This window comes from Collinsella sp. OM07-12 (assembly GCF_003438275.1).
Lineage (GTDB): Bacteria > Actinomycetota > Coriobacteriia > Coriobacteriales > Coriobacteriaceae > Collinsella.
Map to the genome: position 1 here is coordinate 62,093 of NZ_QSTQ01000001.1, position 21,892 is coordinate 83,984.

Sequence of the window (21,892 nt, forward strand, 5' to 3'; positions counted from 1 at the left end):
GGTCAGCTTTTGGTTTGCATCCGGTACTTACCCGCATGAAAGGTGCCCTCATCATCGGGGCAATGCAGTGTGCGGGAAAGGAGACCCCATGAGTGCCGCAAGCAAAAAGAGCAAGACGCAGCAGCTCAAGGAGCGTTGGGAAAACGGCGAGCTCGACTGCGGGGCGATGACGCCCGAGCTTATCAAGGGACTCAGCCCCCGCGAGCTGGGCATGCTGGGCGAGCTGATCACCATCGACTACTTTAACGAGCGCGGCTACACCTTGCTGGAGCAGGGCTATCGCTGCGCCGAGGGCGAGGCCGATCTGGTGCTGCTCGATGAGCTCGACGATGTCGTGGTGATGGCCGAGGTCAAGACCAGACGCGTTGCACTGGATTGCAGCACGCGGGTCTTTCCCGAGGAGGCCGTGGACGCCCAAAAACAACGCCGCTACCGCCGCATCGCAAGTTGCTATCTCATGGAGCATTATCCGCTCAAGGCGATTCGCTTCGATGCCGTGGGCGTCACCATCCGCGGCGGGCATATCGCCGAGATCGAGCATCAGTACAACGCATTCGATTGGCAGGTGTCGTGATGGCGTTCGAGACGTTTGCCGTTCACGCGGCCTGCATCCGCGGCGTCGAGGCGATTCACGTCACGGTCGAGGTCTCGCTTGCCGGTGGCGTTCCGGGCATCCAGATGCTCGGCATTCCGAGTATGGAGGTGATGGAGTCACGCGGTCGTATTCGCTGCGCGATGCGCTCCGCCGGGTTCGAGATTCCGCGCTCGGGCATTACGGTCAATCTGGCGCCCGGCGATATTCGCAAGACCGGTAGCGGCTTTGATTTGCCCATCGCCATTGCGGTATTGGCGGCCGATGGTCAGATTCCCCGCGACAACCTCGATCGTTGTCTTATCGCAGGTGAGCTTGGCTTGGACGGTACGGTGCTTCCTGTCAAGGGCGAGGTGGCGTTTCAGCTATTGGCGCGTGATATGGGGCTGTCCTTTATCGCCGGCAGGTCCGATCAGCATGTGCCGCTTGCGGGCGTTGACTGCGGGTTTATCGACCATCTATCTCAGCTTGCCCATGGCATGGGGGACGCCGCGCGGCATTATCTGGATTCTGAAGTGCTCGAGGCGACCTTTGAGCCCGAGCTCGACTATGCCGACGTACTGGGGCAGGAAGTCGCTAAACGCGGCATGGCGCTTGCGGCGGCAGGAGAACTCGGACTGCTCATGATTGGGTCCCCGGGATCGGGCAAGACGATGCTTGCGCGCCGTATGACTGGCATCCTGCCTGAGCTTTCCGTTGAGGATCAACAGGAGGCGCTGTGCATCCATTCGGTCTTGGGCGAGAACATCGATGGCTTATTGGCAGGTCATCGGCCGTTTCGAAGCCCCCATCACAGTATTTCGACCGCAGGCCTTATCGGCGGGGGACGCCCGGTGCATCCGGGTGAGATCAGCCTGGCTCATGGCGGCGTGCTCTTTTTGGACGAGCTTGCCGAGTTTCCCACGGGTGTGCTGCAGACGCTGCGTCAGCCCATCGAACGCGGCTACGTCAGGATCGTGCGCGTCGACGGGGCCTTTACCTTCCCGTCGCGCTTTCAGTTGCTTGCTGCGAGCAATCCCTGCCCCTGCGGCTTTTTGGGCGATCGCGAGGTGCCATGCCGCTGCTCGGCATCGATGGTGGAGCGCTATCGGGCAAAGCTGCGCGGTCCTTTGGCCGACCGTATCGACATGATGATCGATGTGACCCGTCCCGACCCCCAAGTGATTATCGAGGGTGCGGAGGGTATGTCGTCGGCCGAGTTGCGTGACTACGTTTTGCGCGGTCGTGCTTTTCGCGCTTGGCGCGAATCCCGTATGGACGATGCGGACGCCGAGGCCGAGGATGATGAGACGCGGTCCATTGACGGCGTCGTTTCGACCTTTGAGCTCGATGATGCGGCGGAGAAGTGTGTGCTCGGCCTGTCAAAGCGCACGCATCTCACGGGCCGCGGCATCGTGCGCCTGGTGCGTATCGCGCGTACCATCGCCGACGTCGCCGAGAGCGAGCAGGTGACGCAGGATCACGTGCTCGAGGCGGCGATGTACCAGGGAAGGAGGGACCAATGATGGCTGAGGGGACCTTCGAGCTGCATCCAGGTGACGCGTTGTATCCCGAGACCGTTTTGGAGCTTTCTGATGTACCCCAGACGCTCTTTGTGCGCGGCAATCCCGAGGTGCTTTCGACGCCTGCGCTCTCCATTATCGGCGCGCGCAAGGCTTCTCCGTATGGTCTTGCCGTGGCAGAGCTTGCGGCAAAGGTGGCGGTCGAGGCGGGAGTGACGGTTGTTTCGGGCGGCGCGGTCGGTTGTGACCAGGCCTCGGGTTGGGCTGCGGTCAACGCCGGCGGCAAACACGTCGTGGTGCTGGGGACGGGCGCCGACGTGGTTTACCCGCGTTCGAGCGCGGGGCTTATTACTCGCACGCTTGATACGGGTGGCGCGATCGTGTCGATCTCTCCGTGGGGCATGGGTCCGCGCAAGTTTGCCTTTCCGCGCCGCAATCGTGTGATCGCGGCCCTGTCGCAAGCCCTCTTTGTATCCGAGGCGGGTATGCCTTCCGGGACGTTTTCTACAGCCGAGGCTGCTATGGATTTGGGGCGCGAACTTCTTGCCGTGCCGGGGTCGATCCTATCGCCCGAGTCGCGTGGCACGAATTACCTCATTGCGAACGGTGCCTGCTGCATCATCGACGAGGAATCTATCGAGATGGCTATTTCACGCATCTACGGCACCCTGCGCTACTCGCGCCCCGATGCTCCCGGTATTGCCGACCTGGATCCAACGCAGCAGACCGTGATGCATGCGCTCATCGCCTCTCCGCTCAAGGTCGATGACATCGCGGCGCTCGTCTCGCTCGATGCCGTCGGCGTACTCAAACTCCTGGGTTCGCTTGAGCTCGAGGGTCTTATCGAGCGCATGATGGATGGAAGGTATGCGCCCTCCAAGTTTGCCCTTCACGCCCAGACCCCCTTCGGTCACAATGGAAAACGTGTCAATTAGAAAGGTGTTTGCAGATGCTGTTTGATCAGGTGACGGTTATTGGTGGCGGTTTGGCGGGTTCGGAATGCGCGATCCAGCTGGCAGACCGCGGATTCGCCGTAAAGCTGTGCGAGATGCGCCCCCAGGTGAGCTCCCCGGCCCACCATACCGATCACCTGGCAGAGCTCGTCTGCTCCAATTCGTTTAAGTCGACCCGTCCGGACTCTGCGGCTGGTTTGCTGAAGGCCGAGCTTGAGCGCATGGGCTCGGTCCTGCTCGATTGCGCCCGTCGCGCGGCTGTTCCCGCCGGTGGTGCCCTGGCGGTCGACCGTGTCAAGTTTTCCGAGCTTGTCGAGGCCGAGGTTGCCGCCCGTCCCAATATCGAGATCATTCACGGCGAGGTCACGCGGATTCCCGAGGGTCACGTGGTCATTGCCGCCGGCCCCTTGTGCTCGCCGGCGCTGAGCGAAGAGGTCATGAAGCTCGTCGGTGGCGACGCCCTTGCGTTCTTCGATGCCGCGGCGCCGATCGTCGATGCCTCCACGCTTGATATGGACGTGCTGTTCTCGCAGTCGCGCTACGAGGGACAGGGGAGCGGCGACTATCTCAATGCCCCGCTCAACAAGGAAGAGTACGAGGCCTTTATCGAGGCGCTTACCACGGCCGACCGCGTGGTGCTCAAGGACTTTGAGGGCGGCGATCTGTTCCAGGCATGCCAGCCTGCCGAGGAGGTTGCTCGCACCGGCAAGGACGCCATTCGCTTTGGCGCCATGAAGCCCGTCGGCCTCACCGACCCGCGTACCGGACGTCGCCCCTGGGCAGCGATTCAGCTGCGTGCCGAGAACAAGGAGAAGACCGCCTATAACCTGGTGGGCTTCCAGACCAACCTGACCTTTGGCGAGCAGAAGCGTGTCTTCCATATGGTGCCGGGTCTGGAGAACGCCGAGTTCTTCCGCTACGGTGTCATGCACCGCAATACCTTTGTCGACGCCCCGCACGTGCTCGATGGCACCTTTGCCGTGCCCGGTACCGGCGTGCGCCTGGCCGGTCAGATCACCGGCACCGAGGGCTATATGGAGGCCGTGGCGACCGGTCTGCTCGCGGCGCTCAACACCTATGCCGAGGCTATCGGTGCCGCGGGCGTCGAGTTGCCGCGTGTGGGCGCCCTGGGTGCGCTCGTGGGCTATGCGACCGATCCTGCCACCGTGGGCTACCAGCCCATGCATGTCAACTTTGGCCTCGTGCCACCGCTCGAGGACGGCAAACGCCGCAGCAAGCGCGACCGCTACCAGGCCTACGCGGACCGTGCCCTCACGGCCCTGGATGCCTATCTGGCCACTCGCCCCGATCTGTTTGGAGGCGACCGGTCATAGCCTTTGACCTGTACGACACCATCGACTCGTTCATCGCCTATATTGCTCGCGTCGAAGGGCTCGCTCCCAACACGGTGACCGCCTACGCTTCGCGGCTGGAGCGTTTCGCTTCATGGTGCGAACGCGAAGGCGTCGATGCGCGTGCCGCCGACGTACGGACGGTTCGCTCCTATTTGGCCGAGCTGTCGCGTGACCAGGTGGCGGCTCGGACCCTTGCGGCGCACTTGTCTGCCATTCGCTCACTTTATCGGTGGATGGCGGCAGAGGGGATCGTTGAGGGCGATGCGGTCTCGGCAATTTCCTCGCCCAAGCTCCCGCGTGATCTGCCCGGTGTGCTGACTAACCAACAGGTGGAGGCGCTCCTCAAAGCCCCCGATACCTCAACTCCCGCGGGACTGTGCGATGCGGCGATGCTCGAACTGCTCTATGCATCCGGTGCGCGCATCTCGGAGCTTGCGGCACTCAATATGGAGTCCATTGCTTGGTCCGAGCGAACGCTGCGGCTTTGGGGCAAGGGGAGCAAGGAGCGTATCGTGCCGCTCTATCGGCGTGCTCTCGAGGCGACCCGTCTCTATATAGAGGAAGGGAGGCCGGAGCTCCTTGCACAGGCAAAGCGAAGCGAGAGTGCGAGCGGCCTGCATCCGCTGTTTGTCTCGGCACGTGGAAACCGCATGAGTGCCGCCATGCTCAGGAGGCGGTTCCACATGCTCGCGGCGCTTGCCGGCATTCCTGCCGATATCGCCCCGCATGCGATGCGCCATACCTTTGCGACCGACTTGCTCGAGGGCGGTGCGGACCTGCGCTCGGTTCAAGAGCTGCTGGGTCATGCGAGCCTGTCCACGACGCAGATCTACACGCACCTCACGCCCGATCGGCTCAAACGTGCCGTGGCTCAAGCCCATCCCCGAGGCGAATAGTGGCTGGGACGTCCCGCGCCGCAATCAGGTGTGTGGTTTTGATTGCGGGTTGGCAGGAAGAAGCATTCCTGCTATCATTCATCGGGTTGCTTCACGGCAACATGTTTTTATCACGCACGCGCGGCTACTTCATACCGTGGTGCCCGGGCTTTGGTAGCACATGTCCGGGTTGGTTTTGGAGGATGACCCCGCGCGGAGGCAAACCACAGGAGGTTTAACATGGCTACCAAGATTAATATCCGCACCCTGCTCGAGGCCGGCTGCCACTTCGGTCACCAGACCCGTCGTTGGAACCCCAAGATGAAGCCGTTCATCTTCGGTGAGCGCAACGGCATCTACATCCTTGACCTCAAGCAGACCATCCTCGACGCCGACCAGGCCTACACTTTCGTCAAGAACGTCGCCAAGGGTGGCAATGTGCTGTTCGTCGGCACCAAGAAGCAGGCTCAGGAGGCCGTCAAGAACGCTGCTGAGCGCGCCAACATGCCTTACATCAACCAGCGTTGGCTCGGCGGCATGCTGACCAACTTCGTCACCATCCGCTCCCGCATCAACCGCATGGAGGAGCTCGAGGCCATGGTCGAGGACGGCCGCATGGCAGTGCTCCCCAAGAAGGAGCAGGCTGTGCTCGGCAAGGAGCTCACCAAGCTCCAGACCAACCTCGGTGGTGCCCGCGACATGAAGGGTCTGCCCCAGGCTCTCTTCGTCATCGACACCAAGCGCGAGGAGAACGCTATCAAGGAGGCCCAGCGCCTGAACATCCCCGTCGTCGCTCTGATCGACACCAACTCCGATCCCGACGAGGTTGAGTACGGCATCCCCTGCAACGATGACGCTATCTCCGCTGTCACCCTTATGTGCGAGCTCATGGCTGACGCCTGCCTCGCTGGCTCCGGCAAGGAGCAGGTCTCCGAGGCCGAGATGGCCGCTGAGCCCAAGGCCGAGTAAATCAGTCTTAGTTAATTCTTTTTCATCTCTTTGAAAGGAACCACAATGGCCCAGATTACCGCCGCTATGGTCAAGCAGCTCCGCGAGATGACCGACTCCCCGATGATGGAGTGCAAGAAGGCTCTCGTCGAGGCTGACGGCGACATGGACGCCGCTGTCGACGTTCTGCGTAAGAACGGCCTTGCCAAGGCTGCCAAGAAGGCTGGCCGTGAGACCAACGAGGGCGCTGTCGCCGCGTTCGTCTCCGAGGATGGCAAGACCGGCGCTCTGCTCGAGCTCTCCTGCGAGACCGACTTCGTTGGCTCCAACGCCAAGTTCACCGGCTTTGCTTCCAAGGTCGCTGAGGTTGTCGCTGCCACCGAGCCTGCTGACGTCGACGCTTTGCTCGAGAAGCCGATGGGCGAGGAGACCGTTTCCTCCGAGCTCACCGAGATGATTCACATCATGGGCGAGAACATGAAGATCTCCCGTTTCGCCGCCCGCAAGGCCGAGAACGGCGCGCTCGCTTCTTACATCCACATGGGTGGTAAGATCGGTGTTCTCGTCGAGTTCGCCTTCGAGAAGGCCGAGACCGCTCAGGCTGAGTCCTTCAAGACCTTCGCTCACGACGTTGCCCTTCAGGTTGCCGCCGTCGCTCCGATCTGCGCCACCCGCGATCAGGTTCCGGCCGAGACCGTCGAGCACGAGAAGCAGATCTACATGGCTCAGGCTGCCGAGTCCGGCAAGCCCGAGGCTATCCAGGAGAAGATGGCTGTCGGCCGTCTGGAGAAGTTCTACAAGCAGTCCGTGCTCACCGAGCAGGAGTTCATCAAGGACAGCTCCCTCACCATCAAGAAGTACGCTGAGCAGGTCTCCAAGGAGCTCGGCGACACCATTACCGTCGTTGCCTTTGACCGTCTGGTTCGTGGCGAGTAAATAAGCTCTTGTAGCTGGTAATGAGCAGGCTGTGGGTTTTACTCACAGCCTGCTTTTTCATGGCTCCCTGTTAAGCCTTTGTTATCATATTAAAAGTCTAATTAAAGGAGGATCGCTTTGTCCGACATCCGATATAAACGCGTGCTTCTGAAGCTTTCCGGCGAAGCACTGATGGGCGACGGCCAATATGGCATCGACCCCAAGGTTACCGACCATCTTGCCAAGCAGGTCAAGGAGCTGCTCGCCGTTGGTCATGAGGTCGGCGTCGTTGTCGGCGGTGGCAATATTTTCCGCGGCATGGCCGGCGCTGCCGGTGGCATGGAGCGTGCTCAGGCCGACTACATGGGCATGCTGGCAACCGTTATGAACGCGCTTGCCCTGCAGGATGCCTTCGAGCATAACGATGTTCCCTGCCGCGTGATGAGCGCTATCCAGATGAACGAGATCTGCGAGCCCTATATTCGCCGTCGCGCCATCAATCACCTTTCCAAGGGCAACGTCGTTATTTTTGCCGCCGGTTCGGGCAATCCGTACTTTACGACCGACACCGCCGCGGCTCTTCGTGCGTGCGAGATCGGCGCCGAGATTCTGATTAAAGCCACCAAGGTTGACGGCATCTACGACAAGGATCCCGTCAAGTGTGCCGACGCCGTCCGGTTTGACAAGATTACCTATCACGAGGTTCTCGTCCGCGGTCTGCAGGTTATGGATTCCACGGCTACGGCACTTTGCCAGGATAACCGTATGCCGCTTTTGGTCCTCAACATCGATGGCGAGGACACCGTCAAGCGCGCGCTTTCGGGTGAGCCCGTCGGCACGCTCGTCTATCAGGAGGATTAAGCATGGCAGAGAACATCACCGCCCACATGGACAAGTCGCTCGAGTCCCTCAAGCATAACTTCTCCAAGGTCCGTACCGGTCGCGCCAACGCTAACATTCTGTCCGACATCACCGTCGATTATTACGGTGTTCCCACGCCGGTCACGCAGGTTGCCGCTGTAAAGACCCCCGAGGCCCACATGCTGCTCATCGAGCCGTGGGACAAGGCGCTCATCAACGCTATCGTCAAGGCCATCGGCGCTTCCGATCTGGGTATTACCCCCAACTCCGATGGCACCGTCGTTCGTCTGCCGTTCCCGGCTCCCACCGAGGAGCGCCGTCGCGAGCTCGTCAAGGAGTGCCGCGAGTACGCTGAGCAGGCCAAGGTGTCTATCCGTAACATCCGTCGCGACTTCAACAACAAGCTCGAGCGCGATGAGGAGCTCACCGAGGACGATGTCCGTCGCGAGCAGGCTAAGGTCCAGAAGCACACCGATGAGTATGTCGCCAAGGTCGAGGAGCTTCTGAAGGAAAAAGAAGCCGAGGTCATGGAGATCTAAGGTGCAATACGACGAGCATAAACTGGTCGAGTACTTTGCCGACGCCCCTGCGGGCGTCGGTTTTTCCGACCTTGACCTCAATAACATTCCGCATCATATCTCATGCATCATGGACGGCAACGGTCGTTGGGCCACGTCGCGCGGTCTTGCACGCACTGAGGGCCACAAGGCGGGTATCGTCTCCCTTCGCGAGATCATTACTGCCTGTGTGCGTCTGGGCGTCGACGTGCTTTCTGCCTATGCGTTTTCTACCGAAAACTGGAACCGCCCGCAGCATGAGGTCAACGTCTTGATGCATCTGTTTGCCAAGACGTTTATCGACGAGCTGCCGCTTCTGAAGCGCGAAAACGTGCGCGTTGTCTTTTTGGGTGACATTTCCGCGCTGCCCAAGAAGACCCGCGACGTTTTTGAACGCGGTCTTGCCGAGTGCGCCGATCACACCGGTATGACGCTGGCGCTTGCCGTCAACTACGGCGCGCGTGCCGAGATTACCCGCGCTGTCCGTCAGATTGCGCTCGACGCTGCCGCCGGAGAGATCGATCCTGCCGCAATTGATGATGACATGGTTGCTTCCCACCTCTATACCGCCGGTCTTCCCGATCCTGAGCTTGTGATTCGCACCTCTGGTGAGCTGCGCCTTTCGAACTATCTGCTGTGGCAGGTGGCTTATTCCGAGTTCTACGTCACCGATACCTATTGGCCCGACTTTGATCGCTGGGGCCTTGTCGACGCCATTTTGGCCTATCAGGGCCGTGACCGTAGGTTTGGTGGACTGAGTAAGACCGAGGAGGCTTAATCGTGTCCGATCGTCCCAAGGCATCTGCTCCCAAGACGCCAGTTTCCGCGGCGCCTGCGCGCAAAGCTGCCGCTGCGGGAGCGCCTGCAGCGAAGAGCGGCACCGGTTCGTGGCTGGCGGGCTTTATTACCCGTGCCGCCGCCGGTATCGTCTACGCCGTCGTCTTTATCCTGTGCCTGGTTTTGGGTATCGTGCCCACGGCCATCTTTGTTTCCGTCATGAGCGGTCTATGCTGCTATGAATTTTTCCGTATGACAAGGCTCGATGGCAAGATGGCGAACGAGCGTATGGGTATCGCTGCCGCCGTGCTCTTTCCGCTGTCGGCGTTGGGCGATTCGATGTTGTTGAATGCCCTGCTTTTTGCCCTGATGCTCGCGGTGGGCATTTGGTATGTCTGGTCGCCGCGTACCCGCATCTCTGATGTGGCCGTGACGCTCATGGGTCCCATCTACACTGGCTTTATGCTGTCGGCTATCGTGCTGCTGCGCGATTCCGTGCCCGGTTTTGCCGGCGCTCTGCTTTCGGTGGGCGTTTGCGCGTCCCTTTGGGTCTCCGATTCGTTTGCCTATATCGTGGGCAGCCGTATCGGCAAGCACAAGATGGTTCCCAAGATCTCTCCCAAAAAGAGCTGGGAGGGGTTTGTTGGTGGCATCCTGGGCTCGGTTTTGATTTGGCTCATCCTGTGGGCGACGCACTTCTACAAGCTCAGCCTGCCCTATGCGCTGCTGTGCGGCGTGGTCGTGTCCGTCCTGGGCGTTATCGGCGACCTCATCGAGTCACGCATCAAGCGTGGCGTGGGCGTCAAGGATTCCGGCAATCTTATCCCGGGCCATGGCGGTATGCTTGACCGTAGCGACTCGCTTATCTTTGGCTGCATTACCGCGCAGCTGCTTTTGATGATCGGAGGTGTGCTGTAATGTCATTCCAGACGACGTATGGCCCCGATGGACGCCTCCGTGTTGCCATCCTGGGTTGTACGGGCTCTATCGGCACCCAGGCGCTCGATGTGTGCCGCCAGCATGCCGATCGCCTACAGGTGACGGCGCTGTCCGTTAATTCCAGCACCTCGGAGCTCGTTGCCGCTGCCCGCGAGTTTTCGGTTCCGGCGGTTGCCGTGGCCGATGTCGCTCATGGCGATGACGCCGTGCTGCAGGAGTTGCCCGAGGGAACGAAGCTCGGCGTTGGCGCGCAGACGGTTTGCGAGCTCGCGCGTCGCGATGATGTCGACTGCGTGCTTGTCGCTATTGTGGGCGCTGCCGGTCTTGAGGCGAGCCATGCGGCCTTGACCTCGAATAAGCGCCTTGCTCTTGCCAACAAGGAGTCCCTCGTCGTCGGTGGCGACTTGCTTATGCCGTTGGCGCAACCGGGCCAGCTTATTCCGGTCGACTCTGAGCACTCCGCCATTTACCAGTGCTATCTGGGGGAGAACCCGCGCGAGGCTCATTGTATTTGGCTCACCTGCTCGGGCGGTCCGTTCTTTGGCCGCACGCGCGACGAGCTCGATTGCGTGACGCGTGTCGATGCCCTCGCACATCCCACGTGGGCCATGGGTGCCAAGATCACTATCGACTCCGCTACCCTCATGAACAAGGGCCTGGAGCGTATTGAGGCCATGCATCTGTTTAACTGCGACCTCGATTTCATTAACGTGGTCGTGCAGCGTCAGTCCAAGATTCACTCTATGGTCGAGTTCGCCGACGGCTCCGTGATGGCGCATCTCGGTGCTTCCGACATGCGTATTCCCATCCAGTTCGCGTTCTCGTATCCCGAGCGTTGGGATACCCCGGCGCCTCGTATCGATTTTCGCGAGTTGGCGCAGCTCACGTTTGATGCTGCCGACATGGATACCTTCCGCTGTCTGGCACTGGCCGAGCGTGCCGGCAAGACGGGTGGCACCATGCCGTGCGTGCTCAATGCCGCCAACGAGGTCGCCGTCGATGCCTTCCTGCACGATGGCTGCAGCTTTACCGATATCGATCGCATTGTGGAATCCTGCATGGATGCCCACGATATTCAGGCGGTCGATTCGTTTGAGCAGCTTCGCGACATCGATGCGTGGGCGCGTGAAAAGGCTGCGCAGGTGCTCGTCGCAACCCGTTCCTAACCCATAAGGATTGCTTTTTCGTTTTATGGATACTGTTCTGAGCGTTCTCTCATCGGTCTTTTGGGGCCTGCTGATGCTTTCCGTCCTCGTGTTTTTGCACGAGGGCGGCCACTTTTTGGCGGCTCGTGCCTGCGGCGTCCGTGTGACCGAGTTCTTTTTGGGCCTGCCGTGCCGCTTTGACATCCATTACACGTCGCGTCGCATTGGAACCAAGTTTGGCGTGACCCCGCTGCTGCTGGGTGGCTACGCTGCCATCTGCGGTATGGACCCGACCGACGTCTCGTGCGCCGATCGCGTGCTCGCGGCTATCTATCGTCATGGTCGCGTGACCGTGGCCGATCTTGCTGTCGAGCTCGAGCTTTCCGAGGAGGATGTGCTCGAGGCATGCGCCCTATTGCTGGGCTGGGGCTCCATCGCACCCTGGTATGAGGAAGGGGAGAAGCCCTCGCCGAGCTACTATCCCACCAAGTATCAGACGCTGCCGCGAGACACGGCAGGCTATACCACCTTTGACGGTCGCCGTTTCGATCGCGAACATTCAACTGCCGAGGGCGATGTGTGGGAGCTGCCGTGCGGCGAGGCCGAGTTCCTTGCGCAAGAACGTTCGCACACCTATCTTGGCCAAGGCTTTCTCAAGCGTGCCTTTATGCTGCTCGCGGGCATTATTGTCAATATCTTGACGGGCTTTTTGCTCCTTATGAGTATCTATTCCATTGCGGGTGTCACCGTGCCGATCGATACCAACGTGATCGGTCAGGTTGACGAGGGGTCTATTGCCGCCAGGGCGGGTATCGAGTCCGGTGATGCGATCCTTTCGGTTGACGGTGTCTCATGTTCCACTTGGATGGACGTCTACGATGCCATCGGTAAGGCCGCCGGTAAGGACGATATTGCTATTGAGTATGAGCGCGATGGCAAGCAGTGCTCGACCTCGGTCGCACTCAAAGAGGATGAACGTCTGGGCGTTTATGCCTCTACGCAGGTGGTCCGCTTGGACCCCATCACCTCGGCGCGCCTTTCCTTCTCGTATGTTGCGCAGACAGCGGAGGGCGTGATGCGCCTGCTCCAGCCGCAGCATACGATGGAGATCCTCGATCAGTCCTCTTCGATCGTGGGTATTAGCGTCATGTCCTCGCAGGCAGCTGCTGCCGGTCCCATCACGTTCTTGTCGTTTGCCGCGCTCATTTCGTTCTCACTGGGCTTTATGAACTTGCTGCCCATCCCGCCGCTCGACGGCGGCAAGCTGCTAATTGAGATCATTCAAAAGATTGCTGGCCGCGAGCTGCCGCTCAAGGTCCAGACGATCGTGAGCTATGTGGGCGTCGCGCTCTTCGCATTGCTGTTTGTCTATATGCTTCGTTCCGACATCCTTCGATTTATTCTGTAGGGGAGTGCTTGGATTGTCTCTATCCCATTCTTTGCCGCACGAGCTGACGCGCCCCGTGCATGTGGGCGGCTTGCAGATCGGCGGCGGCGCGCCGGTCGTGGTCCAGTCTATGACCTGCACCGATACCGCCGATGCTCAGGCAACGCTTGGGCAGGTTCGCGCGTTGGCGCAGGCGGGCTGCGATATCGTGCGCGTGAGTGTACCCACCGAGGCCGCGCTCGAGGGCTTCCGTACCATCTGTGCCGAGTCCCCAGTGCCGATCGTTGCAGATATTCACTTTAACCATAAGCTCGCCATCGGCGCCGTCGAGGCTGGTGCCGCCAAGCTGCGCATCAATCCCGGTAATATCGGCGATTGGGCTAAGGTCGATGCGGTGATCGATGCTGCGGGCGCCGCGGGTTGTGCGATTCGTATCGGCGTCAACGCCGGCTCGCTCGAGCAGGATATCGCCGAGCGCGACGAGCTTACGCAGCCCGAGAAGCTCGTGATGTCGAGTGAGCGCTTTGTGCGGCACTTTGAGGACCGCGGCTTTACCAACATCGTGCTTTCCGCCAAGGCCCATAGCGTGGCAACAACGCTTGATGCCTATCGCGCTCTGTCGCGCGAGATACCGCATGTTCCGCTCCACCTGGGCGTGACGGAGGCGGGGACCAAGCTGCAGGGCACCATAAAGAGCTCGGTGGGACTGGGCATCCTGCTCTCCGAGGGCATTGGCGATACCATGCGCGTCTCGCTTACGGCCGATCCGGTTGAGGAGCCGCCGGTCGCTTGGGGTATTCTGCAGTCGCTGGGCCTGCGTCGCCGTGGCCCCGAGATTGTCTCGTGTCCCACATGTGCGCGCTGCCAGGTCAATCTCATCGCAATCGCCGAGGAGGTCACCGAGCGGCTTAAGAACTATTCGGCGCCGCTTTCGATCGCTGTGATGGGCTGTGCGGTCAATGGCCCCGGCGAGGCTTCTGATGCCGACTTGGGGGTTGCCTGTGGACGAGGTCAGGGCCTGCTCTTTTCGCACGGCCAGATCATTGGTAAAGTAGCTGAGGACCAAATTGTCGATGCGCTTATGGCCGAGGTCGACAAGCTAATTGAGGAGAAATAAATGACTCGAGCAATGTATATGTCTAAGCTGTATGCTCCGACGCTCAAAGAGGATCCGGCCGACGCTGAGCTCGCCAGCCACCGCTTGCTGCTCCGTGCCGGCATGATCCGCAAGGAGGCCGCCGGTCTCTATTCCTATCTGCCGCTCGCATGGCGCTCGATCCGCAAGATCGAGAATATCGTGCGTGACGAGATGGACGCTGCCGGTGCCCAGGAGCTCATGATGCCCATTATGGTCGATGCCGAGCTGTGGCGTGAGTCCGGCCGTATCGATGCCTATGGCAAGGAGCTCGTGCGCTTTGATGACCGCCACGGCCGCGAGTTTGTGCTGGGTCCCACGCACGAGGAGACCGTGACCGCCCTGGTACGCAATGAACTGCGTTCCTACAAGCAGCTGCCGGTGAATCTCTATCACATCCAGGATAAGTTCCGCGACGAGTTCCGTCCCCGCTTTGGCCTGATGCGCGGTCGCGAGTTCATCATGAAGGACGCCTACAGCTTCTCCGCTACGCAGGAGAGTCTGCAGGAGGAGTACGACAAGATGAAGCAGGCGTACGCCAATATCTGCGAGCGCTGCTACATCAAGGCTCTGCCCGTTGTCGCCGATTCCGGTGAGATCGGTGGCGACACCTCCGTCGAGTACATGGCTCTTGCTGACGCCGGCGAGGCTTCGCTGGTCTACTGCGACGATTGTGGCTTTGCTGCCGACGACGAGGCGGCAAGCACCAAGGTCGTCGTGACCGAGGGCCCCGGCGACGGTACGCTCACCAAGGTCGAGACCCCGGGCATGGGCACCATCGAGGCCGTTGCAAAGTTCTTCGGCTTCCCCGAGAACGGCACGCGCAAGTCGCTGGCACTCATCGACGCTGAGGGCAAGCCTGTCGTGGCCATTGTCCCGGGCGATCATGAGCTCAACGACTGCAAGGCCGAGCACGTCTTTGGCAAGGGCTATCGCATGATGACCGACGAGGAACTCCAGACCTACGGTCTGCATAAGGGCTTTATCGGACCGGTTAACCTGCCCGAGGGCATCCGTCTGGTGTGCGACGAGAGCTTGCGTGAGTCTAAGCAGTGGGCCTGCGGCGCCAACGAGGTTGACTATCACTTTACCGGCGCTTGCCCCGAGCGTGACTTTACCGTTGACGAGTGGGCCGACCTGGTTACCGTCGTTGCAGGCGATCCCTGCCCGCACTGCGGCAAGCCGCTCTCTGCTGCTCGCGGTATCGAGGTCTCCCAGGTGTTCCAGCTGGGCACCAAGTATTCCGAGGCCATGGGTGCCACCTTTATGGACGAGGATGGCAAGGAGAAGCCGCTCATCATGGGCTGCTACGGCGTTGGTGTGTCCCGCTCGCTCGCTGCCGTCGTGGAGCAGCATAACGACGAGCACGGTATCGTCTGGCCGGTCTCCGTTGCCCCGTACGAGGTCGCGGTGATTCCGCTCGATCCCAAGAAGGAGGAGTGCGCTACCGTTTGTGAGCAGATCGTCGACGGTCTGTGCGCCGAGGGTATCGAGGTCGTCGTCGACGATCGCGATGAGCGTCCCGGCTTTAAGTTTGCCGACAACGACCTCATGGGCTTCCCGTATCAGGTCGTGCTTGGTAAACGCGGCCTTAAGAATGGCACCGTCGAGCTCAAGGACCGTGCCACGGGCGAGCGCGAGGACGTGGCGATTGACGAGATCGTCGCCAAGGTTGCCGAGCTTGTTAAGGCTGCCCGCCGTTAATCGGCGAATTCGCTTGTAGTTCGATATACGGGGCGGCCCCGCATTTCTCCAGATTGGGGAGATGTGGGGCCATCCTATTATCTTGTGGCATCCTCGATATCTAAAAGGAAAACCCCACGGCCCATGCGAGCTGCGGGGTTTCCCTTTTGTGCCTCCGATGCGAAATAAATCGCTCAGATATTACTGATAATCGACGACGTCGATCCAGTTCTTAAGGAACTCATCGTTCACGTTGCGCTTACGAGCGAGCTCGGAAGCGGCGACGATGCTCGTCCACTGACGCACGACCTGCATAGGCATGTCGGCGCGGTCGCAGTAGAGCTCCAGGTAGGCCTCGGCCTGGTCCTTGCTGCTGAGGGCAAAGAGCAGGTAGGTGGTGGCAACGTCGGCAGCAGGGGAGCCCTGGGTGGCATGTGCCCAGTCGCAGACGTACAGCTGACCGTCGTCGCCAACGATGACGTTGGAGGGGTTGAAGTCGCCGTGGCAGACCTTGAACTCCTTGGTCATGCCGTCCAGACGCTCCTGAAGGTTGTAGCGCGTGGTGGCATTGAGCTGATCAAGGCTGTCGATCATGCGGGCGAACTTATCGCGCTGACGGTTGAGCAGCGGGGAGGTGTAGCCATGGATCTCGATCTGGAGGTCGACGAACATCTCGAGGTACTCACCAAAGCGCTGGGGCTCGGCAGCCATCTTGTCGGCGAGGGTGGTGCCAGTAACCTTCTCGGTCACAAGCGCCCAGCCGTTGGCGTTCTCGAGCTGAGAAACCTCGAGCGCCTTGGGGCTGCGGATGCCGCACTCATTGATGCGGGCAAGATTCAAAGCCTCGTTGAACACGTCGGAGACGGGCTTGGTCTCGTTAAAGACCTTGACAATCTTGTCGCCCAGGTCGTAAACGACCTTGTTGCCACGACGGACGAGCTCGGTCTTGGAATCGGGAAGCAGCATGATTGCATCCTTTCAACGATGCGATAGAAGCAACGGCGGGGGCGTGCGTACACCCGTGCACCCCCGCCGCAAATAACCGTGCTAAAGACTAGCAGACGGCGTAGTCCTGGGGCTCGCGGCCATAGTAGGCGTCCAGGTAGAGCTCCTTGATCTCGCTCATGAGCGGGTAGCGCGGGTTAGCGCCGGTGCACTGGTCGTTGAATGCCTGCTCGGTCATCTCGTCGAGGGTGTCGAGGAAGTACTGCTCGTCAACACCGTAGTCGGCGATGGTCTTCTTGACGCCGATGAAGTCCTTGAGCTCCTCGAGCTTCGTGATGAAGTTCTCGAAGACCTCCTTGTCGTCCTTGCCCTCGATGCCGCAGTACTTGGCCATCTCGGCGTAGTTGTGCAGCGCGTTGGGGTAAGGATACTGGGAGAACGTGCCCATCTTGACGGGAGCCTCGGCGGCGTTGTAGCGCATGACGCGCGTCAGGATGATGGCGTTGGCGATGCCGTGGGGCAGGTGATGGAAGGCGCCGAGCTTGTGGGCCATGGAGTGGTTGAGGCCCAGGAAGGCGTTGGCGAAGGCCATACCGGCCATGCATGAGGCGTTGTGCATCTCCTCGCGGGCGTGCGGGTCCTTGGCGCCGTTCTCGAAGCTGGAGGGCAGGTTCTCGAAGACGAGCTTGGCAGCGCGCTCGGAGAGGCCCTTGGTGTAGTCGGAAGCCATGATGGAGACATAGGACTCGATGGCGTGGGTCATGACGTCGATGCCGGAGGCAGCGGTCAGGCCGCGCGGGGCGGTCATGCAGTTGTCGGCGTCGACGATAGCCATGTTGGGGAGCAGCGCGTAGTCGGCAAGCGGCCACTTGATGCCGGTCTCCTTGTCGGTGATGATGGCGAACGGCGTGCACTCGGAGCCGGTACCCGAAGAGGTCGGGACGGCGACGAAGTAGGCCTTCTTGCCCATCTCGGGGAAGGTGAAGATACGCTTGCGGATGTCCATGAAGTCCATGGCCATGTCCTCAAACTTGCACTCGGGGTGCTCGTACATCATCCACATGATCTTGCCGGCGTCCATAGCGGAGCCACCGCCGACGGCGATGATGACGTCCGGCTCAAAGAGAGCCATCTGCTTGGCGCCGCGACGTGCGCACTGCAGCGACGGATCGGGCTCGACGTCGTAGAAGCAGTCGTGGGCGATGCCCATCTCGTCGAGCTTGGCCTCGATGGCGCGGGTGTTGCCATTCTTGAAGAGGAACTGGTCGGTGACGATGAAGGCGCGCTTCTTGCCCATGACGGTGCCGAGCTCGTCGAGAGCGACGGGCGTGGAACCCTTCTTGAAGTAGACCTTCTCGGGAGCGCGGAACCACAGCATGTTCTCACGGCGCTCGGCCACAGTCTTAACGTTGATCAAGTGCTTCACCCCAACGTTCTCGGAGACGGAGTTGCCGCCCCAGGAGCCGCAGCCCAAGGTCAGAGACGGCTTCATGCCAAAGTTGTACAGGTCACCGATGCCGCCATGCGAAGACGGGGTGTTGATGACGATACGGCAGGCCTTCATGACGTGCTCGAACAGGCTGATCTTCTCGGCCTGGGCGGGGTGCACGTACAGAGAGGCGGTGTGGCCCGGGCCACCGGCGAGCACCAGGTGCTCGGCCTTGTCGACGGCCTCCTGGAAGTCCTTGGCGTGATACATGGCCAGGACCGGGGAGAGCTTCTCGTGGGAGAACTCCTCCTTGGCCGGATCGGTGGAGGTGACCTCGGCGATCAGGATCTTGGTCTTAGCGGGAACCTCGATGCCGGCGAGCTCGGCGATCTTGGCGGCAGCCATGCCGGGGATGCGGTGATCGAGAGCGCCGTTCTTGAACATGGCGCCACGCAGGGCCTCCATCTCGGCACCCTGCTTGACGAAGTAGCAGCCGCGCTTCTGGAACTCGGCCTTAACCTGGTCATAGATGCTGTCGATGACGGTCACGGACTGCTCGGAAGCGCAGATCATGCCGTTGTCGAAGGTCTTGGAGTGGATGATGGAGTTGACGGCGAGCAGCACGTCGGCGGTGTCGTCGATGATGACCGGGGTGTTACCGGCGCCAACGCCCAGGGCGGGCTTGCCCGAGGAGTAGGCAGCCTTGACCATGCCCGGGCCACCGGTGGCGAGGATGATGTCGACGTCGCGCATGACCATGTTGGTTAGCTCGATGGAGGGGACATCGACCCAGCCGATGATGCCCTCGGGGGCGCCGGCCTTGACGGCGGCGTCAAGCACGAGCTTGGCGGCGGCGATGGTGCACTTGGCGGCAGCCGGGTGCGGGGAGATGATGATGGCGTTGCGGGTCTTCAGGCTGATCAGCGTCTTGAAGATCGCGGTGGAGGTGGGGTTGGTCGTCGGGATGACGGCGCCCACGATGCCGATGGGCTCGGCAATCTTGGTGATGCCGTAGGCCTCGTCGCGCTCCAGGACACCACAGGTCTTGGTGTTCTTGTAAGCGTTGTAGATGTACTCTGCGGCGTAGTGGTTCTTGATGACCTTGTCCTCAAGAACGCCGCGGCCGGTCTCCTCGATGGCCATCTTCGCCAACGGGATACGAGCCTTGTTGGCGGCCATGGCGGCCTCGTAGAAGATCTTGTCGACCTGCTCCTGCGTGTACGTAGCAAAAAGCGCCTGGGCCTCTCGCATCTGAGCGAGCTTAGCCTCAAGCGCCTCTACATTGTCCACAATTGCGGGAGTAGTGTTTTCCGGTGACTTTTTCACCATTTGTGTCTCCTTGCGATCGGAGATTTACCCTACGCCTTGCATGATAGCAATAAATAATTCGGTGAGTGGCAAGATTCCTGTAAAAGGCACACTAAAACGCTTCAACAAAATGAAACGTTTCAACTAAAACAATCTTTCTGCTGCATCGCCCCGCTCATTGGGGACAGGCTTACATGAGTGCTTTCACTCATTTGGGACAGACATCGTTTTGCCATTTTGCCGTTCTGGGCCTGTTATTGCCGCTCATTGGATATAAATAGGTTACAGGCTCAGCATTTCGCGTTGCGTCTCTCCTTTTAGGTGTTGCCTGTACAGTTTTGAAAGGAGAGGCTATGCCCCGATGTGCCCGCGCCGTTTCGCTCACCGGCTATTACCACGTCTTTGACCGTGGCAACTCCAAACAGATTATTTTTGAAGATGATTCCGACCGTTATCGTTTCTTATCGGACATCTCGGACAGGTTTGCGCGTCATAAAGTGGCGGTGTTGGCTTGGTGCCTTATGGACAACCACTTCCATTTGATGGTTGATGACCCATATGACAACCTTTCAAAGGCAATGCAGTGCGCACTGACGGCGTATGCTAAGTATTTCAATGGGAAAACGGGAAGAACGGGCCATCTGTTTGACAATCGCTATTCGCGGGTCGCTGTTGAGACGGACACGCAGGCGGTGCAGCTGCTCGACTATATTCATCTCAATCCCGTGAAAGGTGCGCTCGACTCACTCGAGGCATACCGCTGGTCAAGCTACAAGGCATATCAGCTGGGCTATGATCCCTTTGATATCTGCGATGCGGCCCCCATGCTCGATATTGTCGGAGGCTCCCGTTGCTATTGCGAGCATCTCAAGGAAGTTGCTGGGCGCATCTGGTCAGTGGGGGTTCTTCCACGCCGGCGGATCCCCGATGAGGATGCCCTTGCCGTCGCGCACGAAGTGTTGCCGAGCATAGATCCTGCGCTGCTCAAGGCCCTGCCTCGTCCCGAACGTGATGCGTGTCTGCTGAGGCTCAGGCGGGCGCATCTCACGGTCAAGCAAATTGCCCGTATCACCGGTATCGGCGCTACGAGCGTAACCAAGGCCACCACAGGCTGGAAAGAGGCGGCGTGAGGTATGGATTGGGGCCGATCGAAACGCCGTGAGTTCATCGATGCGCTGCGAGCTTAGGAAAGCGCTCATCTAAGTCTGTCCCCAATGCGTGAAAACACTTATGTAAGTCTGTCCCCAATGAGTGCAAAAGGGCGCCCTCCGTAGGGGAGGACGCCCTTGGTAAGTTCTATGTGAACGCGAGGTCTTTGACCCGGAGAGTCCGAGGTACTTGTTGGTAAGACCTTATTTAGGAGCGCGCAACCTTGCCGGACTTGAGGCAGGTGGAGCAAACGTTCATCTTGCGACGGTGACCATCGACGACGACGTAGACGCGCTGGATGTTGGGGCGGAACTTACGGTTGGTGACGCGGTGAGAGTGGCTGATGGAGCGACCGGCAACGGGGTGCTTACCGCAAACTTCGCAAACTTTGGACATAACTGACCCTCCTTGGGCGACAAACGAACATGTCGCGTTAACAAACAAGCCTGAACTATAGCACAGAAGTCGCTCCCTGTGCGCAATCTACACAGAGATATTCCTCTTTTGGCGATAGTGCGCACGCCACGGCCCTGGACGTAGATCCGATTTGCGTGCAGCAGAGGGGATTATGCCAGCTCGAACCGAGGTTTTCAAGTTCGTCCCACAAATATATATAGGTTTATGGAGCGCCTGCGCCCGTTTATGGATTGCTTTGTATTTATGCTCGCAATTACGCTCGAGGTTGGCTACACTATACCTTGACCATTAAAGGGGTACGAGATACCCACATGGAATTACATAGCTGCCAAAGAGCAGCCCTTCCTGTGGGTGTCTGGTCCGCTTTAAGCGGTCGGGCATCTATTTTTTTTGACTGTGTCAGCAGTCAAGACATGTGAGGAAGGAGATCGATGGGCACGACTTCCCCCAAGGCGGTCATCATGGACGAGACCGCCGTCAATCGAGCTATGACCCGCATCGCGCACGAGATTCTCGAGCGCAACGAGGGCTGTGAAGACCTCGCTCTGGTCGGCATCGTCACGCGCGGCGACCTTCTGGCAAAGAAGCTCGTCGAGGAGATCAAGGAGATCGAGGGCGTCGACGTTCCGCTCGGCAGCCTCGACATCAGCTTCTACCGCGATGACTACGCTACCAATTTCGCTCCCGCGATCCACGCCACCAACATTCCCTTTAGCGTCGACGGCAAACGCGTCGTGCTGGTGGACGACATCCTGTATACGGGCCGTACCATCCGCGCCGCTCTCGACGCCGTCATGGACCTGGGTCGTCCGAGCCGCATCGAGCTGGCGGTCCTCGTCGACCGCGGCCACCGCGAGCTCCCCATCTCGCCGGACTTTGTCGGCAAGAACGTTCCCTCGTCGCATGAGGAGAACGTGCACCTATATATGAAAGAAGTCGACGGCCACACCGCCGTCGAGATCAACGACGTCGCGCCGGGTTCCCGCGTGGGCTCCGCGCCGCTGGGAGGTGAGTAGTACC

At 60.1% G+C, this 21,892-nt stretch carries 20 protein-coding genes; 17 read left to right on the top strand and 3 right to left on the bottom strand.

All coding sequences use genetic code 11. From position 1 onward, the window contains the following. The first annotated feature begins 88 nt into the window (after window positions 1-88). From DXB98_RS00300 to DXB98_RS00370, 15 genes are all read left to right on the top strand, one after another. A complete protein-coding gene (locus DXB98_RS00300; RefSeq protein ID WP_117742723.1) occupies window positions 89-574 on the top strand; it encodes a YraN family protein in 486 nt (161 codons plus the stop codon). Beyond that, window positions 574-2,097, top strand: coding sequence for a YifB family Mg chelatase-like AAA ATPase (locus DXB98_RS00305; RefSeq protein WP_117742724.1), 1,524 nt, complete (start codon window positions 574-576; stop codon window positions 2,095-2,097). Before DXB98_RS00300 ends, DXB98_RS00305 begins: the two co-directional genes overlap by 1 nt. Further along, window positions 2,097-3,029: a DNA-processing protein DprA gene (locus DXB98_RS00310; RefSeq protein ID WP_117742785.1), complete on the top strand. Its 933-nt coding sequence runs from the start codon at window positions 2,097-2,099 to the stop codon at window positions 3,027-3,029. Before DXB98_RS00305 ends, DXB98_RS00310 begins: the two co-directional genes overlap by 1 nt. Before the next feature lie 14 nt (window positions 3,030-3,043). Beyond that, window positions 3,044-4,381, top strand: a complete 1,338-nt coding sequence (trmFO, locus tag DXB98_RS00315) for a methylenetetrahydrofolate--tRNA-(uracil(54)-C(5))-methyltransferase (FADH(2)-oxidizing) TrmFO (RefSeq protein ID WP_117742725.1) — start codon at window positions 3,044-3,046, stop codon at window positions 4,379-4,381. A gap of 20 nt (window positions 4,382-4,401) precedes the next feature. Beyond that, on the top strand, window positions 4,402-5,298 hold the full coding sequence (locus DXB98_RS00320; RefSeq protein ID WP_117742726.1) for a tyrosine recombinase: 897 nt from the start codon (window positions 4,402-4,404) through the stop codon (window positions 5,296-5,298). 219 nt (window positions 5,299-5,517) lie between these two features. Next, on the top strand, window positions 5,518-6,246 hold the full coding sequence (gene rpsB, locus DXB98_RS00325; protein ID WP_006236109.1) for a 30S ribosomal protein S2: 729 nt from the start codon (window positions 5,518-5,520) through the stop codon (window positions 6,244-6,246). 45 nt (window positions 6,247-6,291) lie between these two features. Beyond that, the gene (gene tsf / locus DXB98_RS00330) at window positions 6,292-7,161 is read left to right on the top strand and encodes a translation elongation factor Ts (RefSeq protein WP_117742727.1); all 870 of its coding nucleotides are present in this window, start codon (window positions 6,292-6,294) and stop codon (window positions 7,159-7,161) included. A 117-nt stretch (window positions 7,162-7,278) separates the two neighbouring features. Next, window positions 7,279-8,001 (top strand): UMP kinase, encoded by a 723-nt coding sequence (gene pyrH / locus DXB98_RS00335; protein ID WP_117742728.1) that lies wholly within the window; start codon window positions 7,279-7,281, stop codon window positions 7,999-8,001. A gap of 2 nt (window positions 8,002-8,003) precedes the next feature. Beyond that, entirely contained in the window at window positions 8,004-8,540 is a 537-nt protein-coding gene (frr, locus tag DXB98_RS00340) for a ribosome recycling factor (RefSeq protein ID WP_006236112.1), read from the top strand. Between the two features lies 1 nt (window position 8,541). Then, window positions 8,542-9,336: an isoprenyl transferase gene (locus DXB98_RS00345; RefSeq protein WP_117742729.1), complete on the top strand. Its 795-nt coding sequence runs from the start codon at window positions 8,542-8,544 to the stop codon at window positions 9,334-9,336. 2 nt (window positions 9,337-9,338) lie between these two features. Continuing rightward, window positions 9,339-10,253 carry a phosphatidate cytidylyltransferase gene (locus tag DXB98_RS00350; RefSeq protein WP_233505040.1) on the top strand — a complete coding sequence of 305 codons (915 nt, stop codon included), beginning with the start codon at window positions 9,339-9,341 and terminating at the stop codon, window positions 10,251-10,253. Beyond that, window positions 10,253-11,440: a 1-deoxy-D-xylulose-5-phosphate reductoisomerase gene (gene dxr / locus DXB98_RS00355; protein ID WP_117742730.1), complete on the top strand. Its 1,188-nt coding sequence runs from the start codon at window positions 10,253-10,255 to the stop codon at window positions 11,438-11,440. The genes DXB98_RS00350 and dxr overlap by 1 nt, the downstream gene beginning before the upstream one ends. A gap of 25 nt (window positions 11,441-11,465) precedes the next feature. Continuing rightward, window positions 11,466-12,827, top strand: coding sequence for an RIP metalloprotease (locus DXB98_RS00360; protein WP_117742731.1), 1,362 nt, complete (start codon window positions 11,466-11,468; stop codon window positions 12,825-12,827). Between the two features lie 13 nt (window positions 12,828-12,840). Then, window positions 12,841-13,923 (top strand): flavodoxin-dependent (E)-4-hydroxy-3-methylbut-2-enyl-diphosphate synthase, encoded by a 1,083-nt coding sequence (gene ispG / locus DXB98_RS00365; protein ID WP_117742732.1) that lies wholly within the window; start codon window positions 12,841-12,843, stop codon window positions 13,921-13,923. After that, complete coding sequence (locus DXB98_RS00370) at window positions 13,924-15,645, top strand: proline--tRNA ligase (protein WP_233505041.1); 1,722 nt, start codon at window positions 13,924-13,926, stop codon at window positions 15,643-15,645. Window positions 15,646-15,825: 180 nt separating this feature from the next. On the opposite strand, the gene DXB98_RS00375 is transcribed toward DXB98_RS00370, so the two are convergent. Together DXB98_RS00375 and adhE are read right to left on the bottom strand one after the other, a co-directional pair. Continuing rightward, window positions 15,826-16,590: an aminoglycoside phosphotransferase family protein gene (locus tag DXB98_RS00375; RefSeq protein WP_117742733.1), complete on the bottom strand. Its 765-nt coding sequence runs from the start codon at window positions 16,588-16,590 to the stop codon at window positions 15,826-15,828. Between the two features lie 88 nt (window positions 16,591-16,678). Then, window positions 16,679-19,327 carry a bifunctional acetaldehyde-CoA/alcohol dehydrogenase gene (gene adhE / locus DXB98_RS00380; protein ID WP_117742734.1) on the bottom strand — a complete coding sequence of 883 codons (2,649 nt, stop codon included), beginning with the start codon at window positions 19,325-19,327 and terminating at the stop codon, window positions 16,679-16,681. A gap of 332 nt (window positions 19,328-19,659) precedes the next feature. On the opposite strand from adhE, the gene DXB98_RS00385 reads away from it, so the two are divergent. After that, the gene (locus tag DXB98_RS00385) at window positions 19,660-20,436 is read left to right on the top strand and encodes a transposase (protein ID WP_117742735.1); all 777 of its coding nucleotides are present in this window, start codon (window positions 19,660-19,662) and stop codon (window positions 20,434-20,436) included. Between the two features lie 226 nt (window positions 20,437-20,662). On the opposite strand, the gene rpmB is transcribed toward DXB98_RS00385, so the two are convergent. Continuing rightward, complete coding sequence (gene rpmB, locus DXB98_RS00390) at window positions 20,663-20,851, bottom strand: 50S ribosomal protein L28 (protein WP_022094725.1); 189 nt, start codon at window positions 20,849-20,851, stop codon at window positions 20,663-20,665. Window positions 20,852-21,303: 452 nt separating this feature from the next. Here rpmB and pyrR point away from each other — a divergent pair, with 452 nt between their 5' ends. Then, window positions 21,304-21,888, top strand: a complete 585-nt coding sequence (gene pyrR / locus DXB98_RS00395; RefSeq protein ID WP_117742736.1) for a bifunctional pyr operon transcriptional regulator/uracil phosphoribosyltransferase PyrR — start codon at window positions 21,304-21,306, stop codon at window positions 21,886-21,888. The last annotated feature ends 4 nt before the right edge of the window (window positions 21,889-21,892 follow it).

Bases quoted from the DNA above. Each gene is read 5' to 3' on its own strand.
- DXB98_RS00370 (WP_233505041.1), top strand. From the start codon at position 13,924: ATGACTCGAGCAATGTATATGTCTAAGCTGTATGCTCCGACGCTCAAA.
- DXB98_RS00305 (WP_117742724.1), top strand. From the start codon at position 574: ATGGCGTTCGAGACGTTTGCCGTTCACGCGGCCTGCATCCGCGGCGTC.
- trmFO (WP_117742725.1), top strand. From the start codon at position 3,044: ATGCTGTTTGATCAGGTGACGGTTATTGGTGGCGGTTTGGCGGGTTCG.
- dxr (WP_117742730.1), top strand. From the start codon at position 10,253: ATGTCATTCCAGACGACGTATGGCCCCGATGGACGCCTCCGTGTTGCC.
- adhE (WP_117742734.1), bottom strand. From the start codon at position 19,327: ATGGTGAAAAAGTCACCGGAAAACACTACTCCCGCAATTGTGGACAAT.
- frr (WP_006236112.1), top strand. From the start codon at position 8,004: ATGGCAGAGAACATCACCGCCCACATGGACAAGTCGCTCGAGTCCCTC.
- DXB98_RS00360 (WP_117742731.1), top strand. From the start codon at position 11,466: ATGGATACTGTTCTGAGCGTTCTCTCATCGGTCTTTTGGGGCCTGCTG.
- rpmB (WP_022094725.1), bottom strand. From the start codon at position 20,851: ATGTCCAAAGTTTGCGAAGTTTGCGGTAAGCACCCCGTTGCCGGTCGC.
- DXB98_RS00310 (WP_117742785.1), top strand. From the start codon at position 2,097: ATGGCTGAGGGGACCTTCGAGCTGCATCCAGGTGACGCGTTGTATCCC.
- DXB98_RS00375 (WP_117742733.1), bottom strand. From the start codon at position 16,590: ATGCTGCTTCCCGATTCCAAGACCGAGCTCGTCCGTCGTGGCAACAAG.
- DXB98_RS00385 (WP_117742735.1), top strand. From the start codon at position 19,660: ATGCCCCGATGTGCCCGCGCCGTTTCGCTCACCGGCTATTACCACGTC.
- pyrR (WP_117742736.1), top strand. From the start codon at position 21,304: ATGGGCACGACTTCCCCCAAGGCGGTCATCATGGACGAGACCGCCGTC.
- rpsB (WP_006236109.1), top strand. From the start codon at position 5,518: ATGGCTACCAAGATTAATATCCGCACCCTGCTCGAGGCCGGCTGCCAC.
- tsf (WP_117742727.1), top strand. From the start codon at position 6,292: ATGGCCCAGATTACCGCCGCTATGGTCAAGCAGCTCCGCGAGATGACC.
- DXB98_RS00300 (WP_117742723.1), top strand. From the start codon at position 89: ATGAGTGCCGCAAGCAAAAAGAGCAAGACGCAGCAGCTCAAGGAGCGT.